General features: G+C 63.8%; 25 protein-coding genes and 1 tRNA gene. 9 read left to right on the top strand and 17 right to left on the bottom strand.

The features are described from left to right. Positions 1-147: 147 nt before the first annotated feature. Both WDX12_RS31050 and WDX12_RS31045 read right to left on the bottom strand, forming a co-directional pair. Positions 148-318 carry a hypothetical protein gene (locus tag WDX12_RS31050; RefSeq protein ID WP_112127440.1) on the bottom strand — a complete coding sequence of 57 codons (171 nt, stop codon included), beginning with the start codon at positions 316-318 and terminating at the stop codon, positions 148-150. Positions 319-368: 50 nt separating this feature from the next. Further along, positions 369-1,154: a TSUP family transporter gene (locus tag WDX12_RS31045; protein ID WP_434723185.1), complete on the bottom strand. Its 786-nt coding sequence runs from the start codon at positions 1,152-1,154 to the stop codon at positions 369-371. 198 nt (positions 1,155-1,352) lie between these two features. Here WDX12_RS31045 and WDX12_RS31040 point away from each other — a divergent pair, with 198 nt between their 5' ends. Continuing rightward, a complete protein-coding gene (locus tag WDX12_RS31040) occupies positions 1,353-1,784 on the top strand; it encodes a TerB family tellurite resistance protein (protein ID WP_320295560.1) in 432 nt (143 codons plus the stop codon). A 14-nt stretch (positions 1,785-1,798) separates the two neighbouring features. Here the strand turns inward: WDX12_RS31040 and WDX12_RS31035 are convergent, their stop codons facing one another. From WDX12_RS31035 to WDX12_RS31015, 5 genes are all read right to left on the bottom strand, one after another. Next, positions 1,799-3,421 (bottom strand): ABC transporter ATP-binding protein, encoded by a 1,623-nt coding sequence (locus WDX12_RS31035; protein WP_434723184.1) that lies wholly within the window; start codon positions 3,419-3,421, stop codon positions 1,799-1,801. Continuing rightward, a complete protein-coding gene (locus WDX12_RS31030) occupies positions 3,418-4,287 on the bottom strand; it encodes an ABC transporter permease (RefSeq protein WP_434723183.1) in 870 nt (289 codons plus the stop codon). The genes WDX12_RS31035 and WDX12_RS31030 overlap by 4 nt, the downstream gene beginning before the upstream one ends. Further along, positions 4,284-5,231: an ABC transporter permease gene (locus WDX12_RS31025; protein WP_434723182.1), complete on the bottom strand. Its 948-nt coding sequence runs from the start codon at positions 5,229-5,231 to the stop codon at positions 4,284-4,286. Before WDX12_RS31025 ends, WDX12_RS31030 begins: the two co-directional genes overlap by 4 nt. A gap of 250 nt (positions 5,232-5,481) precedes the next feature. Further along, positions 5,482-6,963 carry an ABC transporter substrate-binding protein gene (locus WDX12_RS31020; protein WP_320295349.1) on the bottom strand — a complete coding sequence of 494 codons (1,482 nt, stop codon included), beginning with the start codon at positions 6,961-6,963 and terminating at the stop codon, positions 5,482-5,484. Between the two features lie 127 nt (positions 6,964-7,090). Continuing rightward, positions 7,091-8,368, bottom strand: a complete 1,278-nt coding sequence (locus WDX12_RS31015; protein ID WP_434723181.1) for an acetylornithine deacetylase/succinyl-diaminopimelate desuccinylase family protein — start codon at positions 8,366-8,368, stop codon at positions 7,091-7,093. A 262-nt stretch (positions 8,369-8,630) separates the two neighbouring features. On the opposite strand from WDX12_RS31015, the gene WDX12_RS31010 reads away from it, so the two are divergent. Next, positions 8,631-9,062: a L,D-transpeptidase gene (locus tag WDX12_RS31010; RefSeq protein WP_434723180.1), complete on the top strand. Its 432-nt coding sequence runs from the start codon at positions 8,631-8,633 to the stop codon at positions 9,060-9,062. A 188-nt stretch (positions 9,063-9,250) separates the two neighbouring features. Continuing rightward, on the top strand, positions 9,251-10,093 hold the full coding sequence (locus WDX12_RS31005) for a hypothetical protein (protein WP_320295352.1): 843 nt from the start codon (positions 9,251-9,253) through the stop codon (positions 10,091-10,093). A gap of 239 nt (positions 10,094-10,332) precedes the next feature. Here WDX12_RS31005 and WDX12_RS31000 read toward each other — a convergent pair whose 3' ends face one another. From WDX12_RS31000 to WDX12_RS30965, 8 genes are all read right to left on the bottom strand, one after another. Continuing rightward, positions 10,333-11,319 carry a lipid A biosynthesis lauroyl acyltransferase gene (locus tag WDX12_RS31000; protein ID WP_434723179.1) on the bottom strand — a complete coding sequence of 329 codons (987 nt, stop codon included), beginning with the start codon at positions 11,317-11,319 and terminating at the stop codon, positions 10,333-10,335. Positions 11,320-11,325: 6 nt separating this feature from the next. Further along, positions 11,326-12,354, bottom strand: a complete 1,029-nt coding sequence (locus WDX12_RS30995; RefSeq protein ID WP_320295354.1) for a zinc-binding dehydrogenase — start codon at positions 12,352-12,354, stop codon at positions 11,326-11,328. Positions 12,355-12,470: 116 nt separating this feature from the next. Beyond that, positions 12,471-13,742 carry a beta-ketoacyl-ACP synthase gene (locus WDX12_RS30990; RefSeq protein ID WP_434723178.1) on the bottom strand — a complete coding sequence of 424 codons (1,272 nt, stop codon included), beginning with the start codon at positions 13,740-13,742 and terminating at the stop codon, positions 12,471-12,473. Positions 13,743-13,819: 77 nt separating this feature from the next. Continuing rightward, entirely contained in the window at positions 13,820-15,007 is a 1,188-nt protein-coding gene (locus WDX12_RS30985; protein ID WP_434723177.1) for a beta-ketoacyl-ACP synthase, read from the bottom strand. A 55-nt stretch (positions 15,008-15,062) separates the two neighbouring features. Then, positions 15,063-15,344: an acyl carrier protein gene (locus WDX12_RS30980; protein ID WP_027167184.1), complete on the bottom strand. Its 282-nt coding sequence runs from the start codon at positions 15,342-15,344 to the stop codon at positions 15,063-15,065. A 235-nt stretch (positions 15,345-15,579) separates the two neighbouring features. Continuing rightward, complete coding sequence (locus tag WDX12_RS30975) at positions 15,580-16,722, bottom strand: slipin family protein (RefSeq protein WP_434723176.1); 1,143 nt, start codon at positions 16,720-16,722, stop codon at positions 15,580-15,582. Between the two features lie 371 nt (positions 16,723-17,093). After that, positions 17,094-17,162: transfer RNA gene (locus WDX12_RS30970), tRNA-Ile, on the bottom strand. Between the two features lie 289 nt (positions 17,163-17,451). Further along, positions 17,452-18,000 (bottom strand): histidine phosphatase family protein, encoded by a 549-nt coding sequence (locus tag WDX12_RS30965; protein WP_434723175.1) that lies wholly within the window; start codon positions 17,998-18,000, stop codon positions 17,452-17,454. Positions 18,001-18,163: 163 nt separating this feature from the next. Between WDX12_RS30965 and WDX12_RS30960 the strand changes: the two genes are divergently transcribed. The 3 genes from WDX12_RS30960 (at position 18,164) to WDX12_RS30950 (ending at position 21,961) form a co-directional block, all read left to right on the top strand. Continuing rightward, entirely contained in the window at positions 18,164-19,114 is a 951-nt protein-coding gene (locus WDX12_RS30960; RefSeq protein WP_434725734.1) for an AEC family transporter, read from the top strand. 169 nt (positions 19,115-19,283) lie between these two features. Further along, complete coding sequence (locus tag WDX12_RS30955) at positions 19,284-20,741, top strand: NAD-dependent succinate-semialdehyde dehydrogenase (protein ID WP_320295359.1); 1,458 nt, start codon at positions 19,284-19,286, stop codon at positions 20,739-20,741. Between the two features lie 194 nt (positions 20,742-20,935). Beyond that, positions 20,936-21,961 (top strand): aldose epimerase family protein, encoded by a 1,026-nt coding sequence (locus tag WDX12_RS30950; RefSeq protein WP_434723174.1) that lies wholly within the window; start codon positions 20,936-20,938, stop codon positions 21,959-21,961. Between the two features lie 45 nt (positions 21,962-22,006). On the opposite strand, the gene WDX12_RS30945 is transcribed toward WDX12_RS30950, so the two are convergent. After that, positions 22,007-22,924: a sugar kinase gene (locus WDX12_RS30945; protein ID WP_320295361.1), complete on the bottom strand. Its 918-nt coding sequence runs from the start codon at positions 22,922-22,924 to the stop codon at positions 22,007-22,009. 158 nt (positions 22,925-23,082) lie between these two features. On the opposite strand from WDX12_RS30945, the gene WDX12_RS30940 reads away from it, so the two are divergent. From WDX12_RS30940 to WDX12_RS30930, 3 genes are all read left to right on the top strand, one after another. Continuing rightward, positions 23,083-23,526 (top strand): FixH family protein, encoded by a 444-nt coding sequence (locus WDX12_RS30940; RefSeq protein WP_434723173.1) that lies wholly within the window; start codon positions 23,083-23,085, stop codon positions 23,524-23,526. A gap of 7 nt (positions 23,527-23,533) precedes the next feature. Then, positions 23,534-24,742 (top strand): cytochrome-c peroxidase, encoded by a 1,209-nt coding sequence (locus tag WDX12_RS30935; protein WP_434723172.1) that lies wholly within the window; start codon positions 23,534-23,536, stop codon positions 24,740-24,742. 143 nt (positions 24,743-24,885) lie between these two features. Next, positions 24,886-25,200, top strand: coding sequence for a helix-turn-helix domain-containing protein (locus WDX12_RS30930; RefSeq protein WP_320295365.1), 315 nt, complete (start codon positions 24,886-24,888; stop codon positions 25,198-25,200). A 3-nt stretch (positions 25,201-25,203) separates the two neighbouring features. Here the strand turns inward: WDX12_RS30930 and WDX12_RS30925 are convergent, their stop codons facing one another. Beyond that, positions 25,204-25,656 (bottom strand): Lrp/AsnC family transcriptional regulator, encoded by a 453-nt coding sequence (locus WDX12_RS30925; RefSeq protein ID WP_320295366.1) that lies wholly within the window; start codon positions 25,654-25,656, stop codon positions 25,204-25,206. Positions 25,657-25,688: the final 32 nt, after the last annotated feature.

Below are 25,688 nucleotides of genomic sequence, written 5' to 3'. Positions count from 1 at the left end.
GCAGACCGCGTCCTCAAATCAAAAGCGCCCGGCAGGGCCGGGCGCTCCGAGTTGCCAGAGATTGCTGTTAGCGGTTAACGCACTTCCGGACGGAAGGCTACGGCGAGGTCGCCGAGCCTAAACGCACACACTTTTCCTGGAATTGCTTTAGGCGCCGCGCATCAGGCAGCCGGCGGCGAGCACGATATAGGCGATGAGCATGATCCAAACAGACGCAAGCGGAATGAATGCAAGAACGCCAAGAGCGGCGAGAAGGCCGATGATGGCGATGACCAATGAAATAATGAACACGATCTGGGTAGGTGCACTGAGATTCATGTCCGTCCCTCCAACATGATTCGCACACCCCGATAGTATCAGCAGGAGCCTCAGACACCAATGAGCTGGCGCAGGGGATTGGCCGGGTCGGCCAGCAACTTCGCGGCGAGCGCCAGGCAGACGACCACCAGCAGCGGCTTGATCAGCTTTGCGCCGATCCGGATGGCAAGGCTGGCGCCGACGCGGGCGCCAAGGAATTGCGCCACGCCCATCATCAGGCCGATCTTCCAATCGATGACGCCGACGGCGGCAAAGACGATGAAGCCGCCGATGTTGGAAGCGAAATTGAGCAGCTTGGTATGCGCCGTCGCCTTGAGCACGCCATAGCCGGCAAGGGTGACGAAGGCGAGCATGTAGAAGGAGCCGGCGCCGGGGCCGAAGACGCCGTCATAGAAGCCGACCAGCGGCGGGATGATCAGCCCGAACAGGAAAGGCGACAGCCGCTCGGCGCGGTCGACGTCGTCCATGTTCGGCTTCAGCGCGAAATAGAGCGCGATGGCGATCAGAAGCAGCGGCAGCAGGGCGCGCAGGAAATCGCCGGGAACGACGGTCGCAAGCAATGCACCGATCGCGCCGCCGACAAGCGCCAGCAGCGCCGACGGCAGCTGACGGCGCAGGTCGACCTGGCCGTTGGCGGCATAGTGGATGGTGGCCGAGCCGGAACCAAACATGCCCTGCAGTTTGTTGGTGCCGAGCGCGGCGACCGGCGAAAAGCCGGCGAGCAGCAGCGCCGGGATCGTGATCAGCCCGCCACCGCCGGCGATCGAGTCGACGAAGCCGGCGGCAAAGGCGGCAGCAATCAAAATGAGGATGGTCTGCAGGGTAAGGTCGATCATCAGGCAAGTCGCGGCGAGGAGAGCCGCAGCTTGCATCACGCTCAACCAGTTTGCGCAAGACCAATTCCACGCCAGATCGGTTCGCCGTTCCACGTCGAACCGCTCTGTTCTTTGCTTTGGCGCAATTCCGGACGGAAAACCGCTTCACACTTTTCCTGGAATTGCTCTAACAATCAGATGGAATCGCGGAGGAGGCTGATAGCGATGGCGCTGCTCGACCAGATACGTTCGATCTTCGACGGTGACCCGGGTGTGCGCAAGGTGGCGGACGACCCGGTGCTGTCGGCGGAACTTTTGATGCTGTTCCGCATGATCCTGGCTGACGGCTCGGTCTCGGAGAGCGAGATGGTCGTCTTCCGGCACATCTGCAAGGAAGCCTTCGGCATCCCGGAGGCCAGCATCGAAAGTGTCATCGAATATCTCAACGACTATGGCTACGAGACCAACGGCTCGCAGGCGATCGCGCTGTTCCGCGATCTCGATGTCGAGCGGCGAAAGCTGCTTGCGCGCCACATGGCCGAGATCGCCAAGGCCGATTCCAAGCTGGCGGAGAGCGAAGTCCGGCTGCTGCGCCGCACGCTTGACCTGCTCGATATCCGCCCAGTCGATGTGGTGAAGCCGGAGAGCTGAAACAGACTGTTCGTCTACCCCTGTTCCTGCATGCGCCGCGCAATGGCGCGGTGAAGGTCGGGCGCTGCCGAGACCAGCGCCTGGGCCGCTTCCGAACGCGGATGGCCGAGCACATCGGCGGCCCGGCCGCGCTCGACGATCTTGCCTTCATGCATGACCAGCACCTCGTCGGCCATGGCGCGGGCGACCGTCAGGTCATGGGTGATGAAAAGATAGGCGATGCCGAGCTTCTGGTTGAGCTCGGCGAAAAGGTCGAGGATCTGGGCGCGGATCGAGACATCCAGTGCCGAGACCGGTTCGTCGGCCACCACCAGCTTCGGCCGCGTGATGATGGCGCGGGCGATCGACAGGCGCTGGCGCTGGCCGCCCGAGAATTCATGCGGGTACTTGTCCATGTCGCGGGGACCGAGACCGACTTCATCCAGCGCATGCGCGACCATCTCGCGGCGCTCGGCCAGGGGCGGCTGCTTTTCGAGAAGATGCAGCGGCTCGGCCACCAGCTTTTCCACCTTCTGGCGCGGGTCGAAGGAGCCGTAGGGATCCTGGAACACCACCTGCATGTCGCGCCGGGCCGGCCTCAGCGCAGCTTCCGGCTTGCCCGTGATGGGCTCGCCGCGAAAGCGGATCGTGCCCGCCGTCGGTTTGTCGAGCGCCAGGATCATGCGGGCAAGCGTGGACTTTCCGCAGCCCGAGCGGCCGACCAGCGCCACCGATTGCGCGGGCTCGATGGTGAGCGAGACATCGTCGACGGCGCGGATCGGTTGCGCCGGCCGGAACAAGGATATGCGCCGTCCCGGATAATCCCGGCCGACGCCATCGACTTCGAGCAGAGGTTTTGCCGAGCCGGCAAGGTGCGGTTTCGGGCGCGCCGGCACGTGCATGGAGGCCAGCGCCAGCTCGCGCGTGTAGGGATGCTGTTGCTCCGACAACGTGCGCGCGGTGTCGCCGGCCTCCGTCACCTCGCCGCGGCGCAGGATGGTGAGCCGATCGGCCATCTCGGTCACCACCGCGAGGTCGTGCGAGATGAGCAGCAGCCCCATGCGGTTCTCGCGCACGAGATCGCGCAAAAGATCGAGGATCTGCGCCTGCAGCACCACGTCGAGCGCCGTCGTCGGCTCGTCGGCGATGAGCAATTTCGGCTTCAGCGCGCAGGCGATGGCGATGACGACGCGCTGGCGCTGACCGCCGGACAGTTCATGCGGGTAGCGCGACAGCGGGAATTTGGCCTCGGGCAGCCCGACGCGGTCGAGGATTTTTCGGGCGCGGTCCTCGGCCTCGGCGCGGCCGGCCTTGGTGTGCCAGCGGATGCCTTCGGCGACCTGCTCGCCGATGGTCTTGACCGGATTGAGCGCGGTCATCGGCTCCTGGAAGACCATGCCGATATCGTCGCCGCGCAAGGCGCACATCTGGTCCTCGCTCGCGGCAAGGATGTCGATGCCGTTGAAGGCGACGCGGCCGTCGGCACGAGCCAGATGCGGCAAAAGCCGCATGATCGTCAGCGCCGTCATCGACTTGCCGGAGCCGGATTCGCCGACCAGGCCGACCACCTCGCCTGGCGCGATGGTCAGCTCGACGCCTTTGAGGATCGGTGTGGCGCCGATCGTCAGCGACAGGTTCTCGATCTCGAGCAGGCTCATCTGCGCCGCCGCGATTTTGGATCGAGGATGTCGGCGATGCCGTCGCCGAGCAGGTTCAGACCAAGCACGGTGACGACGATGGCCATGCCGGGAAAGATCGCCATCCAGGGCGCCGTCACCATGCGGGTCTGCGCGTCGAACAGCATGCGGCCCCAGCTCGGCATCGGCGGCTGGGCGCCAAGGCCGACATAGGAAAGCCCGGCTTCGGCGAGGATGCCCAGCGCGAACTGGATCGTGCCCTGGACAAGCAGCAGCGTCGCGACGTTGGGCAGGATGTGCTCGACGCTGATGCGCGTCATGCCCTTGCCCGCGGCACGCGCGGCAAGGATGAACTCGCGCGGCCAGATGGCTAAAGCGCCGGCGCGGGCGATGCGGGCGAAGACCGGGATGTTGAAGATGCCGATGGCGATGATGGCGTTGACGGCGCCAGGGCCGAAGATCGCCGTGATCATGATCGCCGAAAGCAGAGCCGGAAAGGCGAAGACGAGATCGTTGACGCGCATCAGCGCCTCGTCGGCCATTCCGCCGCGCGCGGCGGCGAAGGCGCCGAGCGGCACGCCGATGCCCATGCCGATGCCGACCGCGACCAGCGCGACTGCGATCGAATTGCGGGCGCCGACCATGATCATCGACAGGATGTCGCGGCCGAAATGGTCGGTGCCGAACCAGTGTACCCAGGAGGGCGGCTGCGTCTTGTCGGCGATCACCAGCCTGGTGACGTCAAAGGGCGTCCACAGGAAGGAGAGGAGCGCGACGGCCACGACCAGCAGCGTGATGATGAGCCCGATCAGGAAGGAGCGGTTGCCGAAGGCCTTGGCCAGCACGCCGGCAATGGTCTCTTCGGGCAGGTCGACGCGCATGGTCATTGCCGGCTCCTGAGGCGGGGGTCAACGATGGCGTAGGAGAAGTCGACAACGAGGTTGATCAGGATCACGGCGGCGACCAGCAGCATGACGATGCTCTCGACGACGATCAGGTCACGCTGGGTGATGGCCTGGAAGATCAACCGGCCGAGGCCAGGCAGGTAAAAGACATTCTCGATGATGATGGTGCCGGCGAGCAGGAAGGCGAATTGCAGGCCGAGGATGGTAAGCACCGGGATCATGGCGTTGCGCAGCGCATGGCGCCACAGAACTGCGCGGTAGGGCAGGCCCTTGGCGCGGGCGGTGCGGATATAGTCTTCGTTCAGCACCTCGATGAGCGCCGAGCGGGCGACGCGCGCCAGGATCGCCGCCTGCGGCAGGGCGAGGGCAATGGCGGGCAGGATCAGGGATTTCAGCGCCGTCCAGATACCGGCGCTCCAACCCGGGAAACCGCCGGCCGGAACCAGCCGCAGCCAGACGGCGAACAGATAGATCAGCATCAGCGCGAACCAGAAATTCGGCACGGCGACGCCGAGCTGGGCGGCGCCCATGGAAAGCGTGTCGCTCACCCGGCCCTGGCGGCTGGCGGAGAAGACGCCGACCGGAATGGCGATGATGGTCGAGAGCGCCAGCGCGATCAGCGCCAGCGGCAGTGAGACCACGACGCGTTCACGCACCAGGTCGATGACCGGCACCGAATAGGTGTAGGAGCGGCCGAAATCGAGGCTGAGCAAGCCCGCCGCCCAGTGGAGATAGCGCAGCACCAACGGCGCGTTCAGCCCCATCTGGTCGCGCAACACTTCGACCTGCTCGGCGCTGGCATTCATGCCCAGCATCAGGCGCGCCGGGTCGCCGGGCAGGATCTCCATAACCGCGAACACCACGATCGAGGCCAGCACCAGGGTGAGGGCCGCAATGATCAGGCGCTTCACGAGATAGGCTGTCATTGCGGGATGGTTTGGTTGGCGGGTGCAGAGACTGGGCAAAGATGGCGTTCTGTCGCCCCCCTCTCTGGCCTGCCGGGCATCTCCCCCTCAAGGGGGGAGATCAGCAGTTTCCGCGCCGGTGACACCAACGCGGCGCAGGAAATTGGCGAAAGCAGCGAAGGGAGCGCAATCTCCCCCCTTGAGGGGGAGATGCCCGGCAGGGCAGAGAGGGGGGCGACGGAACGCAACGTTTGCCCTTGGCCGACTGCCCTCAATCCGTCCACTTGACCTTGGTGAGATCGTCCGCCTCGATCGGCCAGTTCGTCCACATGCCCTGCAGCTTGGCGTCCCAGACGCCGATCTTGGGCAGCTCGAACAGGTAAACGGCGGGCACGTCGTGCGCGAGAATCTTCTGCGCCTCGCCCAGCAGTTCCAGCCTCTTGTCCTTGTCGACCGTGGTGCCGAGCGCCTTGATGACATCGTTGAACTTCGGATTGTCATACTGGAAATAGTAGCCGGGCCGCGAATAGATATCGATGTCGTTCGGCTCGACATGGGAAACAATCGTCAGGTCGTAATCCTTGTTGGTGAAGACCTGGCTCAGCCACTCCGCCCATTCGACCGGGATGATCTGCAGATTGACCCCGATCTCCTTCAGTTGGGACTGGATCACCTGGCCGCCGTCGCGTGCGTAGGGCACGGGCGGCAGCTTGATCGTGGCCGAGAAGCCGTTCTCCAGCCCCGCTTCCTTCAGATACTCCTTGGCCTTGGCGATGTCGTGCGGATAGACTCCGGTGAGATCGACATAGCCCGCATCGCCTGGCGAGAAATGAGAGCCAATCGGCTTTCCAAGACCGTTCGAGGCCGCTGCGATGATGGCGCTGCGATCGATCGCCGAGGCGAGCGCCTGCCGCACCGCAAGCTTGTCGAAGGGTGGCTTCTTGTTGTTGATCGACAGGATTGTCTCGCCCTCGGTCGAGCCGATCACGACGCTGAAGCGCGGGTCGGACTGGAGCTGCCCGAGCGCGTCTTGCGCGGGCATGTTGGCGAAAGCCTGGATGTCACCCGAGAGCAGTGCGGGGACAGCCGCGGCGGCGTCGGGAACGATGCGGAATGTCGCCTTGTCGAGCGCGACGGGTGTACCCCAGTAGTCCGGGTTCTTGACGAGTGTGATCTCGGAACCCTTCGCCCAGTGATCGAGCTTGAATGGACCAGTGCCGATCGGCTTGTCCTTATTGCCGTCGGCCGATCCCTTCGCCACGATCACCGCCGCAACCTGGCCCACGTCGTAGAGGAAATCGCCCTGCGGCCCGTCGAGGGTGACCTTAACGGTCGCCGGATCGACCGCCGTGACATCGGTGATGTGCGCAAAGAGCTGTTTTTGCGGATTGAGCGAATCCTTGGCACGTGCCCGGTCCAGCGAGAATTTAACGTCGTCGGCGCTGAAGGCCGAGCCATCGTGGAACTTCACGCCGGAATGCAGCTTGAACGTGTAGGCCTTGCCGTCGTCGGAGACTGCCCAGCTCTCGGCGAGAGCGGGCTGAACCCGGCCATTGTCGTCGATGCGCGTCAGCCCTTCAAAGACATTGGCATAGGTGACTTCGCCGATGGCCGCGGCCGCGCCGGCGGTCGGATCGAGATGTGGCGGCTCGAGCACGATCCCGAGCGTGAGATCAGTGCGCGCGGCAAAGGCCGACGTGGCGGCGGCAAGCGACAGCACAGCCGCGGCCAGGATGGTCTTCCACAGTTTCATCGCTGAACTCCCATTGCTCAAAACGTGGTCAAGCTGGCGGATAGAAGCGTGATTTCGCGCGCGAGTAAATCGCGTTTCATGCTGCCGTGTCCCGCCGCGGGAAATGTTTTTCCCATGATCGGCGCAATCAGTCCGTCGTGCCTCTCAGCAGGATGTTGAGACCGATCGCCATCACCTTGGCCGATTCCACCATGTCGCCGATGCCCACCCATTCGTCCGGCCTGTGCGCGAGGTCGAGAATGCCCGGGCCATAGGCGATGCAATCGTAGAGGTGGCCGATGCGCGCGACATGCTTCTGGTCGTAGGTGCCGGGCGAGATGACGTAGTCGGGTTCGCGGTCGAACACCGCCATGATGCCTTTCGCGACGGCCTGCACCACCGGCGCGTCACGCTCGGTCATCAGCGGCAGCACCTCCATCAGGTCGCGGATCTCGTAGTCGAATTTCTTGCGCTCGCGCTTCAGCCGCTCGAGGATGCCTGTGACTTCGCTTTTGACGGTGGCGATGTCCTCTTCCAGCAGGAAACGCCTGTCGATGGTGAGCCGGCAGGAATCCGGCACGTTGGGCGAGGGCAGCCCCGGCCGGAAATCCTCGGTCTGGCCGCCATGGATGGAATTGATGTTCATGGTCGAGCGCCTGGCGCCTTCCGGCACCACCGGCATGCGCGTCATCTTGCGGTCGAGGGCCGGGAACAGCTCGTCCTCGAAAGCCTGCAGGACGGCGCCCATATGGCGCACCGCATTGTCGCCGAGGAACGGCATCGAGCCATGCGCGATCTCGCCCTTGGTCTCGATCTCGGCCCACCAGACGCCGCGATGGCCAAGGCAGATGCGATCCTTGTTCAGCGGTTCGGGAATGATGACGTGGTCGACCTTCGGCTTCGAGAAATAGCCGAGCCGCGCCAGATGGGCGACGCCGCCGAAACCGCCCGATTCCTCGTCCGCCGTGCCCGATATCTCGATGGCGCCGGGAAAATCCGGATAGACCTCCATGAAGGCCTCGACGGCGATGACCGAGGCCGCCAGGCCGCCCTTCATGTCGCAGGCGCCGCGGCCATAGACCCTGCCGTCCTTCACCACGCCGGCAAAGGGATCGACGGTCCAGCCTTCGCCGGCCTCGACCACGTCGATATGCGAGTTGAAATGCACGCAAGGGCCGGGCGAGCGGCCGTCGAAGCGGGCGACGACGTTGACGCGCGGATAGCGGTCGCTGTCGCCTGGCGCCCCCTCGGCACGGATGAATTCAGTTTCGAAGCCGCGTTTCCTGAGACGCGCGCCGAGAAACTCGGCGCATGGCCGGTAGGCTTCGCCTGGCGGGTTGACGGTCGGAAAACGGATCAGGTCCGCGGTCAGCGCAACGAGGTCGTCGACCCGGTCCTCGACCGCCTTGAGAAGTCGTTCATTCATCCGGCGGATTGAAGAAGGAACGCGGCACTTTTGCAAGCAACCAGTCGCTCATTGCCACACGACGATCCGGGCATGGCCCAACGCGCCTTCCTAAACTCCAGAGGGTGAGTGTCGCAGCGGCAACTATACCGGGAAAATCGTTCAAATTCACCGCATTGGATTGGCGGATTCGTCAACGAGTGTGTGGTACTTAACGCATCTGCCGGCAAAAAGATGGAAAAACCGCGCGAATGGCAGGGGGCAATCAAAGGGGTTTGATCGCATGAAAAAGTTCGTTCTCATGGCAACCGTGCTGGCAACCGCGTTGTTCGGCATGTCTATCGCAAGCCGGGCGGCCACGCTGGTCGCCAACATCGATGTCTCGACACAGACCATGACCGTCAGCAAATACGGCCAGGTTGTTTACCGCTGGAGCGTGTCGACCGCGCGCAAGGGCTACTTCACGCCGCGCGGCAGCTACCGGCCGCAATGGACCGCCCGGATGTGGTATTCGCGCAAGTATGACAACTCGCCGATGCCCTATTCGGTGTTCTTCCACGGCGGCTACGCCATCCACGGCACCGGGGCGGTGAGAAATCTCGGGCGCCCGGCCTCGCATGGCTGCGTGCGCCTGCATCCGGCCAACGCCGCGATGTTCTATGCGATGGTCAAGGAAGTCGGCTTCGGCAACACGCGGATCGTCGTGGCCAACTGAGTTTGGCCGGACCGAGGATTTCACCCGGCGCAGGCGGCGACTGCTGCCTACGCCTCGGTGATCGTTGAGCGTTGCCTTAAAGCCTCACATGCCACGAAAAACAATGGCTTACGCCATGTTCGACTGGTTTGTATCGCTGCGCAGTGGTAGATAAGCAGACGCTAATCTCGTTTGCTTGGGGACTACAGATGTATCGATTTCTTCTAGGCGCCGCACTCGCGGCAACGGCCACCTCAGCCTTCGCTGCCGATGCGCCGGTTGTTCTGGATCAGGAACTCGCACAGCCGCATATTTCGGGCTATGGCGAGCTCTATCTCGGCGGCCTTTATTTTTCGGTCCCAGGCGATCACGAGACGGGCACGGCGGCCGGTGGCGCCGCTCGCGTCAATTTCCCGATTGATGCCCGCTGGAACATCCAGACCGATGCCGTCGTCGATTCGCTTTGGGTGCAGGGAACGAACATCTACAGCTATGGCGGGGCCGTTCATGGCTACTGGCGCGACCCGAGCTCTTATGCACTTGGCGGGTTTGCGACGCTCAATGGATATGGCGGCGACGAAGGTCTAAGCGACGCGAACCTCTATAGCTTCACCGTCGGTCCTGAAGCTCAGGCGTATTTCGGCAACGTGACGCTCTATGGCCAAGTTTACTACGGCCAGTTGCGTGCAAGCGGCGAATCCGAGCATTTCGACAATTGGGGCGGCCGCGGCGTGGTGCGCTTCTTTGCTCAGGACAACCTTCGCTTCGATGGTGAACTTGGATACTCGCGACTGTCCGCGGGTGGCGGTCATCTCGACACTCTCACAGGCGCCTTGCAGGCGACCTACAGGTTTTCCGGCACGCCCTGGTCCGTGTTTGGGCGCTATCAGTGGGACCACCTGACGATATCCGAGGCGTCGGGCAGCGTGAACGTCCACAAGTATGTGGTCGGGCTAAGGGCCAGCTTCGGCTCGGATACCCTGCTTTCAGAAGACCGCAATGGCGCGACCATGGACACTTACCGGCCGAACTTCGGGGTGCCGATCTTCTGAGATCGCTTTGCTGGCTTGATCGCCAAGCCAATATCGATGCCGCGAAGATCAATCTTCGCGGCTTTTCTTTTTTGTGTGTAGTGAAGTCCCCGAGGCTTTTCCGGCCGCAAATACGCTAGAGCGGTTCAGCGTTTCACGGAATCGCAGAACCGCTCTAAGTCTTTGTTTTTACGCGATTCCGGACGGAAAACCGCTACGCACTTTTCCTGGAATTGCTCTAGCCTCGGTGGTTCGGAATCTCAGTTGGCGGGTTTTGCCTGTCCGCGCTTGCGGCGGCGGCCGCTGATTTCCCAGCGCTTGTGGAACCACATCCACTGTCCGGGATCCTCACGCACCCAGCGCTCGACGACATCGGTGAGCAGCTGGGTGGTGGCTGCGACATCGACGCTGCCGCCTTCGGTGCGCGGCAAGGTCAGCTTGTCCTCGATTTCCAGGCGGAAGCGGTTGCCCGGCAGCCTGACGCAGCGGGCGGGGTAGACATCGCAGTCATAGTGACGCGCCAGCATGCCGAGCATCGGATTGCTCTGGCATGGGCGGTCGAAGAAGGTCGTATCCACGCCGCCCGAGAATTTCTGATCAACCAGCACGCCGATGTTGCCGCCCTTTTCCAGGATGGCGGCAAGGGCGAAGGACGCGCCGGTGGATGAGGGCAGCAGGGCGCCCATCGAGGAGCGGCGCGTCGAGTGGATGTAGTCGGCGAGATAGGGGTTGTTCGGTGGGCGAAACAGGGCCGTGATGTTCATGCCGAACGTGGCGGCGGCCACTGGCAGCAACTCGAAATTGCCGAGATGGCCGGTGAACAGGATGTGCGGCTTCTTCTGGCCGGCGATCTCGTGGAAATGCTCGACGCCGCGTACCTCGACCCGGCCCGGCTCAGAGGCGTCCGGATCGAAGTCGAACAGCGCGTCGAGGAAAATGTATTCGGCCGCGAGGCGGGCCATGTTGCCCCACATGTCGCGTGCGATGGCCTCGATCTCGGCGTCGCTCTTTTGCGGGTAGGCGAGGCGCAGATTTTCGACTGCTACGCGATGGCGCCCGACCAGCGGACCGATGCGGCGGGTGACGCGGTCGGCGAAGTTGAGCGCGCTGTCCGGCGGCAGAAGGCGCAGCAGCGAGAGCAACACGATGGCGAGCTTGGCGACCAGCCAGTGCTCCAGCTGGCGCAGCCGCAAGCCGTAGCGGAACATCAAGTCCCGGCGGGCTTTCCTGAACACCTTGCCGACCATCCTGTCTTAGGAAACGCGCAGGATGATCTTGCCGAAGACGTCGCGGCCTTCCATGCGCTTCAGCGCGGCGTCGATGTCGTCGAAACCCACCTCGGTATCGATGACCGGGGCAACGAGCCCCGCCGCCATCTTCTGCATGGCGTTGGCCATGTTCTCCATGCGGCAGCCAAAGGAGCCGAGCAGCTTCAGCTGCTGCTGGAAGAGCTGCATCAGGTTGACCTGCGTCGACACGCCTGAGGTCGAGCCGCAGGTGACGAGGCGGCCGCCGCGCTTCAGGCACAGCATCGAGCCGGCGAAGGTGTCGGCGCCGACATGCTCGAACACCACGTCGACGCCCTTCTTCCTGGTCAGCTTGCGCACCACGCCTTCGAAACGGTCCTCGCGGTAGTTGATGACGTGATCGGCGCCAAGCGCCCTGGCCTTGTCGATCTTGTCGTTCGAGCCCACCGTGGTGATGACGGTGCAGCCCATCTTCTTGGCGAGTTGGATGGCGGCGGAGCCGATGCCGGAGCCGCCGGCATGGACGAGGATGGTTTCGCCGGGCTCCAGCCTGGCGTTGTCGAACAGCATATGCTCGACCGTGCCGAAGGTGACCGGAGCGACCGCGGCGCCGATCTCGGTGACGCCGGGAGGAGCGGGCACCAGCAGGCGTGCCGGCAGGTTGATCTTTTCCTGGGCGAAGCCGTCGAGATGGAAGCCATGGACGCCGGACACATGCTCGCAGAGATTGTCGCGGCCTTCGCGGCAGGCGCGGCAGAGCCCGCAGGTGCGGGCGCCATAGATCGACACCAATTGGCCCGGCAAGAGATTGGAGACGCCCGGTCCGACCGCCTCGACCTCGCCGGCGGCTTCGGCGCCGACGACCAGCGGCAGCTTGCGCTTGGCAAACGCCATGCCGCGCCAGCCCCAGACGTCGATATGGTTGAGCGCCACCGCCTTGATGCGGAGCGTCACTTCGCCCAGCGAAGGCGGCGGGGGAGGCGGCAGGTCCACCGTTTCAAGGCGGCGGTCCTCGATAAGTTGCAATGCGCGCATAGGGCCTGTCGGTTCAGTTCTAAAGCGCGTTGCGCTTTAGTTCTTTGTTTATGCATGTCGTCATCGCAAAAACCGATTTTACTTTTGCGCGACATGCATTGGCTGAAAAAGTCCGCTTAGACCGGTTCCCTCGCCATGACAAGGCAGGTGTTCTGGCCGCCGAAGCCGAAGGAATTCGACAAAACGGTGCCAACCTCGGCGTTGCGCTTCTTGTTCGGCACGACATCGAGGACGATCGCCGGATCGGGATTGTCGTAATTGATGGTCGGCGGGATGACGCTTTCGCGCATGGTCATCAGCGAGAAGGCGGCCTCCACCGCGCCGGCGGCCGACAGCGTGTGGCCGATCATCGACTTGTTCGACGAGACCGGCATCGAGCCGATACGCTCGCCGAAGACGGTGGACAGCGACAGGTGCTCCATCTTGTCGTTTTCCGGCGTCGAGGTGCCGTGCGCGTTGACATACTCGATCTCGTCCTCGCTCATGCCCGCATCGGCAAGGGCGGCGCGCACCGCCGCGATCGCCGGCGAGGCATCGGGCTTGGAGCGGGTGCGGTGGAAATCGTCGGCTTTTTCACCGCAGCCGCTCATGATGCCGAGGATCGTCGCGCCACGAGCCAATGCGGCTTCCAGCGATTCCAGCACCAGCGCGCCGGATCCTTCGGCCAGCACGAAGCCATCGCGATCCTTGGAGAAAGGCTTTGAGGCCTTTTCAGGAATGTCGTTGTGAGTGGAGAGAGCGGAGAGCAGCGAGAAGCGGATCAGCGCTTCGGCGGTGGCGGACCCGTCCGCGCCGATCGACAGCGCCTTGTCGCATTCGCCGCGGCGGATCGCCTCGACGCCGAGCTGGATAGCCGTGGCGCCGGAAGCGCAGGCCGTTGATAGCGTGATCGGCAGGCCGCGCGTGCCGAACCGGTCGGCGAGACGATCGGCGATCGAGCCGAACTGGGTGGTCTCGAAGATGTCCAGCTCCTTCAGCCCGCGCGCCACGCGCAGCAACCGTTCGGCGCCGGCGTCCTGCTTGTCGGAATTGTAAAGCGAGAAGCGGTCGGCCCAGTCGAGCTCGACCGGCGGCGAGGCGAGGAACAACGGGCCGCCGAAATCGCCGGAATCGAGGCCTGCTTCCGACACGGCTTCCTGGGCGGCGGTCTCGGCCAGTTCGTAAGTGAGGTGACTGGCGCCCCTGGAACTCGACGGCAGGAAGTCGACCATGCCGGAAATGCGGGTGTTGAGCTGATCGACGGGAAAGCGGGTGATCGGATGGATGCCGGATTTCCCCGAGGTCAGCGCTGCCCAGTTGTCTACTTTGCCGACGCCGAGCGAGGTCACCACGCCGATGCCGGTCACGGCGACGATTGGCCTGCCCATGTGGTCGCGAAGATTGGCCATGCTTTGTCTGCCTCGTTATCGAGCAATTCCAGGAAAGTGTGTAGCGGCTTTCCGCCCGGAATTGCGGAAAAACCGATCTAGGCGGCTTTCACCAGCCCAAGGCCCTCGAATTGGTGATAGCCGATCGCGGTTGCAAGGACGGAATTGGGGGCGCCCTCGAATGGGCGCTCCACTGTGGCATCGAAGACAGGGTAGCCGGCCTTGCGGTCGACGGCCATTGCCGCGAGCGCAACCGCAAAGGGGAATTGAGCCTCCTTCATGTGGCCGGTCAGCGTCGAGAAGGCACGCATGGCCAAAGCCGGGTTGGCGTCGAGCACGGCCTTCTCGGCCGCCGTGGCGGCGTGGGCGCCGGAGGCGGCGGAAATCGTCAGCAGATCGCCGTCCGGAAGGGCGGCCTTTTTCAGCAGCGCCGCGATTTCGGCATTCAGTTCGCCGCGCCGGCGCCTTGCGCGGCCGGAGACGACGGGGCCAAGCTCGGCGTAGATCTTGCGGCCCCGGTTTTTCGCGTGCTCGCGCTGCTCCAGCACCAGGAAGGCGCCGCCCGAGCCCGTCACCACACCGCCGCCTTCGGCGCCCTGGCGTTGCCAGACCGGCTTCCATGGGCCGCGATGCAGGTAACCGGCGAGCTCATAGCCGAGCAGCATGTCGGAATGCTCGGTCTGGAAGGCACCGCCGACCAGAACATGGGTCGATTGTCCCGAGCGGATGCGCGCGGCCGCCGTCTCGACGGCCGATACGCCGGCGCCCTCCTCGCCCATGAAGGTGCGCGACGAACCGGTGACCTTGTGGACGATCGAGATGTTGCCGGCGAGCAGGTTGGAGAGCTGGGCAAGGAACAGCGTCGGCCGCAGTTCCGTGGTCAGCTTCTCGTTGAGCAGCACGTCGCGGTCGTTGCGGCTCTCGGAGGCCGCGAGGATCGCGGCATCGACGGCTTCGTCGCGCTCGCCGCCGCCGGCCGCCACCACCATGTCCATGGTCGTGCAAAGCTCATCATCGCCCTTGATGCCGGCGTCATCCAGCGCCAGGCCGGCGACATAGGTGCCGAGGCGCTGCCAGGTTTCCATCTGGCGCTGGTCGCCGCGCTTGGCGATCTGCAGGTTCCAGTCGATCTCGGGCAGGGGATGGATGGTGTAAGGCGCAAAGCGCTCAGCCTCGAGCACCGGCTGGAAGCCGGGCTGCGTGAGCTTCTGCCAATGCGCGTCGGGACCTTCTCCCAGTGAAGAGACAAGGCCGATACCGGTGATGACGACGTCGTGGGAACTCATGGGCGGCTGTTGTGGGTCAGCAGACAGGGCGCGTCAAGGCAGCGCTCGAACAGTCTCAGGCCGCCTTGGCCGCGACCAGCGCGTCGATCTTGGCGCACAGGTTCTTCATGACGAAGTAATCGTCGGTCGAAGCCTTGCCGTCGTTGACTTCCTGCGTCCACTTCTCGAGCGGCACCTTGATGCCGAATTCCTTGTCGATGGCAAAGACGATGTCGAGGAAATCGAGGCTGTCGATGCCGAGGTCGTCAATGGTGTGGCTCTCGGGCGTGATGGTGTCGATATCGATCTCGCTGGTATCGGCAATGATCTTGGCGACTTTCTCGAACGTGGTGGACAAGGGCTCTTCCTTCGGTTGCGGGCGGAATCTGTCCGCATCTTGCTTTGGGCGCTGTCTAATCGGTTTTTCCCGGCAGGAAAAGGCCTGATGCGCCGGCCGCAGATGGGTAGGGGGCCGGGCAAACGCAAGAAGGGCCGCCGGTCGACCCGGCGGCCCTTCCATTTTGCGCTGCGTCGGCTTTTATTCCAATGCATGCCATTGTCCCAAAACCGGAACCACTTTTGGGCGACATGCATCAGTCGCGGAGCTTAACCAGGTCGTTGAGCAGCCCGCCCGTCCCGTTGTGGACGGTGAGCCGCTCGACCTTGCCGGCGATGGCCTCGAGAGCCTCGAGCTCCTTCAGCCGCAGCATCACCGGGTTCTCGGCCATCACCTTGGCCGTGTTGAGCAGCGAACGCGTGGCGTTCGTCTCTTCCCGGCGCCGGATGACGTTGGCCTCAGCCTGCTTTTCGGCCGAAACCACCTGGTTGAGGATCTCGCGCATATCGCCCGGCAGGATCACATCCTTGAGGGCGATATCGCTGACCTCCAGGCCGATCGCGGCCATGTCCTCGCGCACCTTGGCCGCGGCGTCCTCGTCGACCGTCACCTTCTTTTCAAGGATCTGGTCCAGCGTGAGCGCGCCGAGCGTCTTGCGGAAGGCGTACTGCAGGGCGCGGTAGAGGGCTTCGGAGAAGTCCTTCACCGTCGCCACCGCCTTGACCGGATCAACGACCTGGTACTCGGCGGCGATGTTGACGCGGATCGTGACGCGATCCCTGGTCAGCACTTCCTGCCCGGCGACGTCGAGCGACTGGCGCTTGAGGTCGACGACCTTGATCTGCACCATGCGTCCGACGCTCCAAAAGCCATGCACGCCAGCCGTCAGGGTGCGCACAAGCACACCGTCGACGAAGAGCAGCCCGGCCTGACCGTCCACGACTGGATGGACGGACATCAGCTCCGCCTTCCTGGCCTGGCCAAGCCGGCGCATGACCGCCGGATCGATGGCGAGATCGGCCGAAGTGTCGATCGTCGTCACCTTCCACGGACCGGCATCCGTCCACAGCACGAGCTTGCGGTCCGGCGCCAGCACGGCGTGGAGGCTCCCGTCACGCTCGATGACGGCGACCTCCGTGCGCCCGGTGCGAACGACCGTGAAGTGCCGCGCGGCCACGTCCGGGAGCTTGTCGAACAACGCCTTCTCGTATGCCGAAACGAATTCCGGATTCTTCAGATCGTGCCTGGAGACCTCGAGGCTCCCGCGCCGGTTGGCGAGCGCGTGCTCACCCGGCATCAGGACTGCCTTGATCTCACCCTTGTAGAGGGTGAGGGCACGTTCGTTTTCCTTTACGAGGACGCGCTCGCGTCCAAGAACCTTGTCGAGAATAGTCGTCATTGTCTTACTCCTGTCGGGCATGGCCCCATGCGAGGCGTCACGTCATGCGTCGATCGTCCTTTTCTTTTCTCGTTTCACGTCGTTTCGTACTTCATGTCCCGGCATGAATGATCCGGGGACCGGTGGCATCCGCGCGAAGCGGGCCTTCGGGAGCGGATCGCGGGGCGGTGAAGCGGGCGCCGGAGGCCAAGCCTCCCTTGCCGACGACACCGCGCCTTGATCGTCACCGCGGGCCTGGCCGCGAGCCGACGGCCTCGGACCGTTCGATACGGCCTCGGCCCGAAGGCTTCAGCCGTCCGTCAAGTCTTCAGCATTCCGGCCCCCGGACCGTTTTGGATAACACCTTGGAAGGGTGTCGGCTTAACAGGCCGTTGGAGAAGGAATCGAACCTTCGACAATCAGATTATGAGTCTGACGCTCTAACCAAACTGAGCTATCCATGTCGTGGGTGTGGGAGTCGAACCCTGCCTCCGGACCCAAATCCGGCGCTCTCCGTGAGCTACACCCGCAATCCCAACACCCGAAACGGCGCCGTATACAGAGCGGCAAAGCCGCCTGCACGGGCGGAGACAAAAGCTCCAACCGTTGTGCTCGCTTCGGTTTTCGTGACCGGGAGCGCGCCTATAGACCCTGCGACGGGTTGTCGCAAGCGGCATTGTCGCGGCGCATTTGCGGCTTCTTCCGGGTGTGGCATTTCGGCTACAGTAGTGAGCCGCGCGGGCCGGCGCCTTAGAATGTGACGCGTCCCAGCACCTTGAGGCCGTCGCCTTCCGGCGCCACCACCACGGCCTCGCCCTCGCGCGGCGCTATGCCGGTGAGCGCCTGGATGTTTTCCAGATGCGTGACCAGCACCAGATTGTCGGAGCCGGAATAACCGCGGATCTCCTTCATGACCGCTTCCATTTGCGCGGCCTTTTCGGCCGGGTCGGTTTTGAGCAGATCAAGCGGCGCGAAGGGCTGCGGCTCGGATTCGAAAGCGATGCGCGCCGTGTCGAGGCAGCGGCAGTAGCGGCTGGAGAGCACGTGATCGATCGGCGCCGCGCGTGCCGCGAACAGCGCGCCGATACGGCTTGCCTGCTGCCTGCCGCGCTCAGACAAATTGAGCTGCGTGGCGCAATTGCCGACGTCGAAATTGGCCGGGTCGGCAGCTCCGGTGACGAAGGCATGGCGAAGCAGCACGATATGGCCGCCGTCGCGCAGCAGCGCCCAGCCGGCGTCGGTCGCATGGGCAAGGCTCGGAACAGCTAGGAGAAAAAGCGCCAGAACAATTCGCAGCATCGGAAGTCCTTCGGCGGCCCGGAGGGGCCAAGGCCGTGATTGGCATATAGGGACCGCAAAGCCGGCCGGAAAACAAGCAGCGGCTAAGGGGGAGCGGCGCATGGCGCCAATTGCATGGCGGTCAGGGCTCGCCTATCACGGGAAAAATGTCTCCGCCCAGAAAATGACTCCGCTCACCGAAACCGTCCTCTTCGTCTTCAGCCTCGTGGCGCTCGGCTATCTGGCCGGGCTCACCGGTTATCTGAAGCCGGCGAGCGGGGAGGGCATTTCCGAGTTCGCGGTCAACGTGGCGATGCCGCTGCTGCTGTTCCAGACCATGGTCAAATCGGACTTCCACGGCGTCACGCCTTGGTCGCTGTGGGGCGCTTATTTCGCGGCCGCGGCGATCACATGGGCCGCGGGCCATCTGGTGATGACCCGGCTGTTCGGGCGAGATGCGCGCGCGGGCATCGTCGGCGGCGTGTCATCGGCCTATTCCAACGTCGTGCTGCTCGGCGCGCCCTTCATCCTCGGCATCTTCGGCGCGAGCGGCTTTGAGGTGCTGTCGCTGCTGGTCTCGGTCCACCTGCCAATCATGATGATGGCCTCGATCGTGCTGTTCGAGATGTTCGGGCGCGGCAGCGGCGAGACGGTCCATCCGCTGCGTGTCGTCAAAAGCTTCCTCAGGCGGCTGTTCATCAATCCGCTGATCATCGGCATCCTAGCGGGGCTTGCCTGGCGCCTCACCGGCGCGCCTCTGCCCGACCTTGTCGAACGGCTGGTCGACACGCTCGCCGACACAGCCGGCCCGGTGGCGCTGTTCGCCATGGGGCTCAGCCTGCGCCGCTTCGGCATCTCCGGCAATATCCGGCCGGCGCTGGCGCTGTCGGGCCTGAAACTGTTCCTGATGCCAGCGCTGGTGCTGGTGTTCGTCTGGCTGCTCGGCCTGCCGCCGCTGACGGCCAAGGTCGCTGTGGTGGCTGCAGCACTGCCTTCGGGTATCAACTCCTACCTGATCGCCGTTCAGTTCAACACCGGCCAGGCGCTGGCTTCGAACCAGATGACCCTTGCCACCGCCAGCGCGGTGGTGACCACGTCGTTCTGGCTGACGGTGGTCATCCACGTCTTCGGATAGAGCCGCCGAACTCGCTCGCCTTTGCTGGCCCAACCCCTATATGCCATCTTGTGATTGCTTGCCCGCCTTTCCCTAGGTAAGAGCAATGCGCCGGCGTGCGGCTCTTAAGCACGCCTCAACGGATATCCAGAAAAACGGCCCGATCAGCGCGCCGAACGGAGGCCAGACCATGCTTCAGAAAACCAGCCATTTCATGCGCCAGGCCAATCTCATCAATGGCGAATGGGTGCAGGCCGACAGCGGCCAGACCATCGACGTCAACAATCCGGCGACGGGCCTTAAGATCGGCACCGTGCCGAAGGCCGGCAAGGCCGAGACCCGCCGCGCCATCGCGGCGGCAAACGAAGCGTTCAAGAGCTGGCGCAAGACGACGGCGCTCGAGCGCTCCAAACTTCTGCGCAAGCTGCATGACGCGATGATGGACAATCAGGACGTGCTGGCCGAACTCTTGACCATCGAGCAGGGCAAGTCCCTGTTCGAATCCAAGGGCGAGATCGGCTCGGCCGCTGCTTACATCCTGTGGTTCGCCGAAGAGGGCCGCCGCACCTATGGCGATGTCGTGCCGTCGCCATGGGCTGACCGCCGCATCCTGGTGACCAAGGAGCCGGTGGGCGTCATCGCCGCCATCACGCCGTGGAATTTCCCGTCCTCGATGCTGGCCCGCAAGCTCGGTCCGGCGCTGGCGGCCGGGTGCACGGCGGTGGTCAAGCCGGCGACGCAGACGCCCTATTCCGGTCTTGCCTGGGGCGCGCTCGCCGAGGAAGTCGGCTTCCCCAAGGGCGTCGTCAATATCCTGACCGGCTCGGCCGCCGAGATCGGCGACGAGATTTGCGCCAACCCGTTGGTGTCGAAGATCACCTTCACCGGCTCGACCGAGGTCGGCAAACTCCTCATTCAGAAGTCCTCGGTGACGGTCAAGAAAGTGTCGATGGAACTCGGCGGCAATGCGCCGTTCATCGTCTTCGACGACGCCGACATCGACCGTGCCGTGACCGGCGCGATCACCGCCAAGTACCGTAACTCCGGCCAGACCTGCGTGTGCACCAATCGCTTCTTGGTGCAGGCCGGCGTCTATGACAAGTTCGTCGAGAAGCTGGCCGCCGCCAGCAACAATCTCAAGGTCGGCTCGGGCCTGGAGGAAGGCGTGCAGCAGGGTCCGCTGATCGACGAGAAGGCGGTCGAGAAGGTCGAGGAACTGATCGCGGACGCTACCTCCAAGGGCGGCAAGGTCGTCGCCGGCGGCAAGCGCCATGCGCTGGGCGGCTCGTTCTTCCAGCCGACCGTGATCGCCGACGCGTCGCCCAAGATGCGCTTCATGAAGGAAGAAATCTTTGGGCCGGTGGCGCCGGTGTTCAAGTTCGAGACCGAGGAAGAGGCCGTGGCTTTGGCCAACGACACCGAGTTCGGCCTTGCCTGCTATTTCTACACCGGCGATCTCGGCCGCGCCTTCCGCGTCATGGAAGGGCTGAAATACGGCATGGTCGGCGTCAATGAAGGCCTGATCACCACGCCCGAGGCGCCATTCGGCGGTGTCAAGGAATCGGGCCTCGGCAAGGAAGGCGGACATCAGGGCATCGAGGACTATCTCGACACCAAATATGTCTGCATCGGTGGCCTCGGTCTCTGATATCGATCCTGGGACAGGGCAGGCGCTAGAGTGGTTCATCGTTTCACGGAAACGGTGAACTGCTCTATCTCTTTGTTTTGACGCAATTCCGGACGGAAAACCGCGTTACACTTTTCCTGGAATTGCTTTAGCCTGCCCTTGCCGGATGATACGCGGCCGGCCTAAATCCACGGATCGGAAATGACATTTCGGGCATGGCGATGAAAGACGGCGAGGTCTTCGGCACGACGCAGGCGGGCGAGGCCGTGCGCCGCTTCGCCATCCGCGGCGGGGGCCTCACCGCCAACATCATCGGCCTCGGCGCCATCGTCCAGGATCTCCGGCTCAGTGGCCATGACGCGCCGCTGGTGCTGGGCTACGACCGTTTCGAACCCTACGAGACCGACCGCGCCTTCTTCGGAGCGGTCGTGGGCCGCTTCGCCAACCGCATCGGCGGCGGCCGTTTCACCATCGCCGGCAACCGCTATCAGACCGAGCAGAATTTTCTCGGCAAGCACACGCTGCATGGCGGCTCGGAAGGCTTTTTCCACCGGCCATGGTCCGTCTCGCTGCACGGCCGCGATTTCGTGACGCTGACGCTGCACGACCCGGACGGAACCATGGGATTCCCCGGCGCGCTCGACGTCACCTGCACCTACCGGCTGAAGATCCCCGGCACGCTCAGCATGGAACTGACCGCGACCTGCGAGGAGCCGACGCTCTGCAACCTCGCGCAGCACTCCTATTTCAATCTCGACGATGGCGGGGCCGGCGACATCCTCGACCACCGGCTGATGCTCAACGCCGGCGCCTACACGCCCGTCGATGACGAGATGATTCCGACCGGCGTTGTGAAGCCGGTCGACGGCACGCCTTTCGATTTCCGGCAGGCGCGGGCGCTGCGCATGGAAATGGAAGGCGAGCAGCTTCGCTACGACCTGAATTACTGCCTGGCTTCCAGCCGCGGGCCGCTGCACCAGGCGGCGTGGGTGCAAGGCGCCAATTCCGGCGTCGAGATGGAAGTGTGGACCACCGAACCGGGACTGCAGCTTTATAGCGGTCAGTTCGTCGCGCCGACATCGCCGGGGCTCGACGGTCGCCACTACAAGGCGTTTTCAGGCCTCTGCCTCGAGGCGCAGACCTGGCCGGACGCGCCGAACCGGCCTTATTTCCCGCAGGCGACGCTGTGGCCCGGGCAGATCTATCATCAGGTCACGGAATATCGGTTCCGGTTGCCTTAAAGTTCTTCCCTATTGAAGTGAATCTGCCTGAAGCTTCGATAACGCTTAACTGTCGAACGCGGTTCGCAATGTCTCGAACGGCGCCAACGCGCCGCGAACCTGCACGACCGCGGCGGCGACTTTGTGGGCACGACGCGCCGCGTCGGCGGGCGCATGACCGGTAATTCGCGCGGCGAGATAGCCGCCGTTGAAGGAATCGCCGGCGCCCGTGGTGTCGACGGGGGCGGCCACATGCACCGCGTCAACCATTTGTGAAGCGCTGTTCAGCCCAACCAGGGCCGGCTGCTCGCCATTCTTGACCACGACCTCGCCGATCAGCTTGCCAAGGCGTTCCGCGGTCGCCTGCGGGGTCTCGTCGCCGAACAGCATCTGCTCGTCCGGAAAAGTCGGCAACGCGATGTCCGTCACCGCAAGTGCCTCCAGGATCGCGGCCTGGGCCGCCTCGCGGCTCGGCCACAGACGCGGCCGGTAGTTCGGGTCGAAGGCGACGAGCGAGCCGGCCTTGCGAGCAGTGGCCACGGCCGAAAGCAGGGTTTTGCGCGCCGGTGCATCCAGAATTGCCAGGGTGATTCCGGAAAAATAGACAAGCGCCTGGTTTTCAAGGCTTTTTGCCAGCGCGGCCGAATCCGAAGCGAGCTGGCGCGCGGCAGCGTCGTTTCGCCAATAGGTGAAGGCGCGCTCGGCCCCGGTGAGCGTTATGGCGTAAAGGCCAGGGCGTGCCCCGGCAATGACCGGACTGTTGCCCACGCCGATGCCGTTCGCGGCAAGGAAGGCGATCTGGTCGCGCGAGAAGGGGTCGTCGCCGAAGGCCGACACGTAGGTCGCGGGCCGATCCGGGCTCAAGGCGTGCAATGCCCAGAGCGTGTTGAAGGTGTCGCCGGCAAAACCCATGCGCCAGTTCGGGCCGCTCTGGCCCGACAGTTCCAGCATGCATTCGCCGATCGACGCGATACCCTTGGCCATGCGGACGTATCCCTTCCTAAGATCTTGTTGCTGTAGCTTTTTGCAGCCCGCAGCGCCATGCTTGGCTGGCGGCGAATTTTGCGCCAGAAGCGATTTCCCACAGGCAGGGCGGGACGCGACAAGCGGCCCGCGACGTTAGCAGCCGAAGAGGAACGGGTTTGGCATCGATATGGCGTTACATTCTTGCGGGCCTCGGCCTGGCCGCTCTGCTGGTAGGCATCGTGGCCGCGGTCTATCTGACGCTGCCGCAATCCGCCTCCGGCCCGGACATTTCACGCTCCAAGAAGACGGCGAATGGTCTTTTCGTCGCGAGCTTCGAGCCGGAGCACGGCGTGGTCCGGCAGGGCGAGCTGCAATCCTGGCTGCTGACGCTGAAGACCGCCGCCGGCGCGCCGGTGGAGGGGGCGGCCATCACCGTTTCCGGCGGCATGCCGCAGCACGATCACGGCCTGCCGACCAGCCCGCAGGCGACCGATTACCTGGGCGACGGGCGCTACCGTATCGACGGCATAAAATTCACAATGAGCGGCTGGTGGCAATTGCGCTTTGCCATCTCGGCGGCGGCCGGCTCCGATTCCGTCGTCTTCAATGTCGTGTTGTGAGCGGACGATGAAGCGTCTGATCAGCGTTGTAAGCCTCTTCGCCCTGGCCGTTCTCGCTCTACTGGGCGGCTGCGGCGAGCCGCGGTTCAGCGACGCCGAGAAGAAGGCCATTGCGTCGCTGGCGCTGAACACGCTGCCATCATTGAAACCCGATACCACGAACCAGTATGCGGATGTGCCGGCGGCCGCCGCACTCGGCTCGACGCTGTTCTTCGATGCCGGCATGAGCCGCGACGGCACGGTGTCCTGCTCGACCTGCCACAAGATCGACCGCCAGTTCCAGGACGACCTGCCGCAGGCGGTCGGCGTCGGCCGCACCAACCGGCGCACCATGCCGCTCGCGGGCGTGGCCCGCAATCCATGGTTCTTCTGGGACGGAAGGCGCGACAGCCTCTGGGCGCAGGCGCTGACGCCGCTCGAGAACCCGCTGGAGCAGGCCGGCAACCGGGCCGCTTTCGCGCATTACATCAAGAAGCGGTTCGGCGAGCGCTATGAGCGCATCTTCGGGCCGCTGCCGGACCTTTCCACCGTGCCGGCCAATGCCAGCCCGCTCGGCAGCGACGCCGAGAAGGCGGCATGGAATGCCATGCCCGCCGGCCAGCAAGACGACGTCAACCGCGTCTATGCCAATATCGGCAAAGCGATCGCCGCCTTCGAGCGCTCAATCGAGCCCGCGCAAACGCGCTTCGACCGTTTTGCCATCGATCTGGCGACCGGCGCCAAACCGGAAGAGGACGCGGCATTCTCGCCGGAAGAGATCCTTGGGCTGAAGCTGTTCATCGGCAAGGCCAACTGCGTGAGCTGTCACAACGGCCCGCGCTTCACCGACAATTCCTTCCACAACAACGGCGTGCCGCCGGTCGACGGGCTGCCGCTGGATCGGGGCCGGGTCGACGCCGTGGCGCAGGTCGAGGCCGACCCGTTCAACTGCCTCGGCAAATTCCGCGACGGCGACGAGGGCGCCTGCCGCGAGCTGCGCTTCATGGTCAAGGACGGTCCGCAGATCATGCGGGCCTACAAGACGCCGTCGCTCAGGGGCGCGGCGGATCGGCCGCCCTACATGCATGCCGGGCAGTTCGCGACGCTCGACGAGGTGGTGGCGCATTATTCGAAGGCGCCGCTTGCCGTCGAGGGAGTCTCCGAAGTGCATCCGCTCGATTTGTCCGAGCGCGAGCGTGCGGCGCTGGTGGCGTTCCTGAAAACGCTGTCGGAATGAAATTCTGTCATCGATCCTTGTTGAAATACATTGCAAAAAAGATATATTTATTTCGATGGGCTGGGTCATCGAATTTCTCAATGCCGAAGTGCGGCGCCAAGAGGCGAGATCGAACTGGCTCTGAAGCGAGCAAAGGAGGTTCAATGAGCCGGAAAACAATTCCCGTTGAAGACGCGGCAAAGGAATGGTTCAAAGATCCGCAATTCGTTGCTGAATACGAAGCTTTGGAGGAAGAGTTCGCTATCGCTGAGGCTTTGATCAAAGCCCGTGGTGAAGCCGATATGACGCAGGAAGAGGTTGCGGCAGCCATGGGAACGACGCAAGCCGTAATCGCCCGACTGGAAAGCGGTCGGAATATGCCTTCAACCAGAACCTTGCAGCGTTTCGCAAAGGCGACCGGATCAAAACTCCGTATTAGCTTCGAGTCCGGGAAGCCGAAGTCGCGTGCTGGTCATTGAGGGCTACCTGTCCTTCACCGTCTCCATTGCCACGAAGGTCGAGGTCTGGGCGACATGGGGCAGGGCCGAGATGCGCTCGCCGAGCACCCGGCGATAGGCGGCGATGTCGGTGGTGCGGACCTTCAACAGATAGTCGAAGCTCGACGCCATCATGTGGCATTGCTCGATCTCCGGCACGGCTTGCACCGCGCGGTTGAAGGCATCGAGCGCTGCCGAGCGCGTGTCGGACAACTTCACCTGGACGAAGGCGACATGGCCTTCGCCCATGCGCTCGCGGTCGATGACGGCGCGGTAGCCTCTTATATAGCCGTCCTTCTCCAGCCGCTTCACGCGCGCCTGCACCGGCGTCTTCGACAGGCCGACCTTGCTCGCGAGTTCAGACATCGACAGCCGGCCGTCGCGCCCAAGGGCGACCAGGATATTACGGTCGATGCGGTCCAATTGGTCTTCGATCACCGATATAGCAGTCAATTCGATTGAAACACTGC

This window comes from Mesorhizobium sp. RIZ17, from assembly GCF_051127865.1.
Classification (GTDB): Bacteria; Pseudomonadota; Alphaproteobacteria; order Rhizobiales; family Rhizobiaceae; genus Mesorhizobium; species Mesorhizobium humile.
This window is presented reverse-complemented; position numbering and strand designations above follow the sequence as displayed.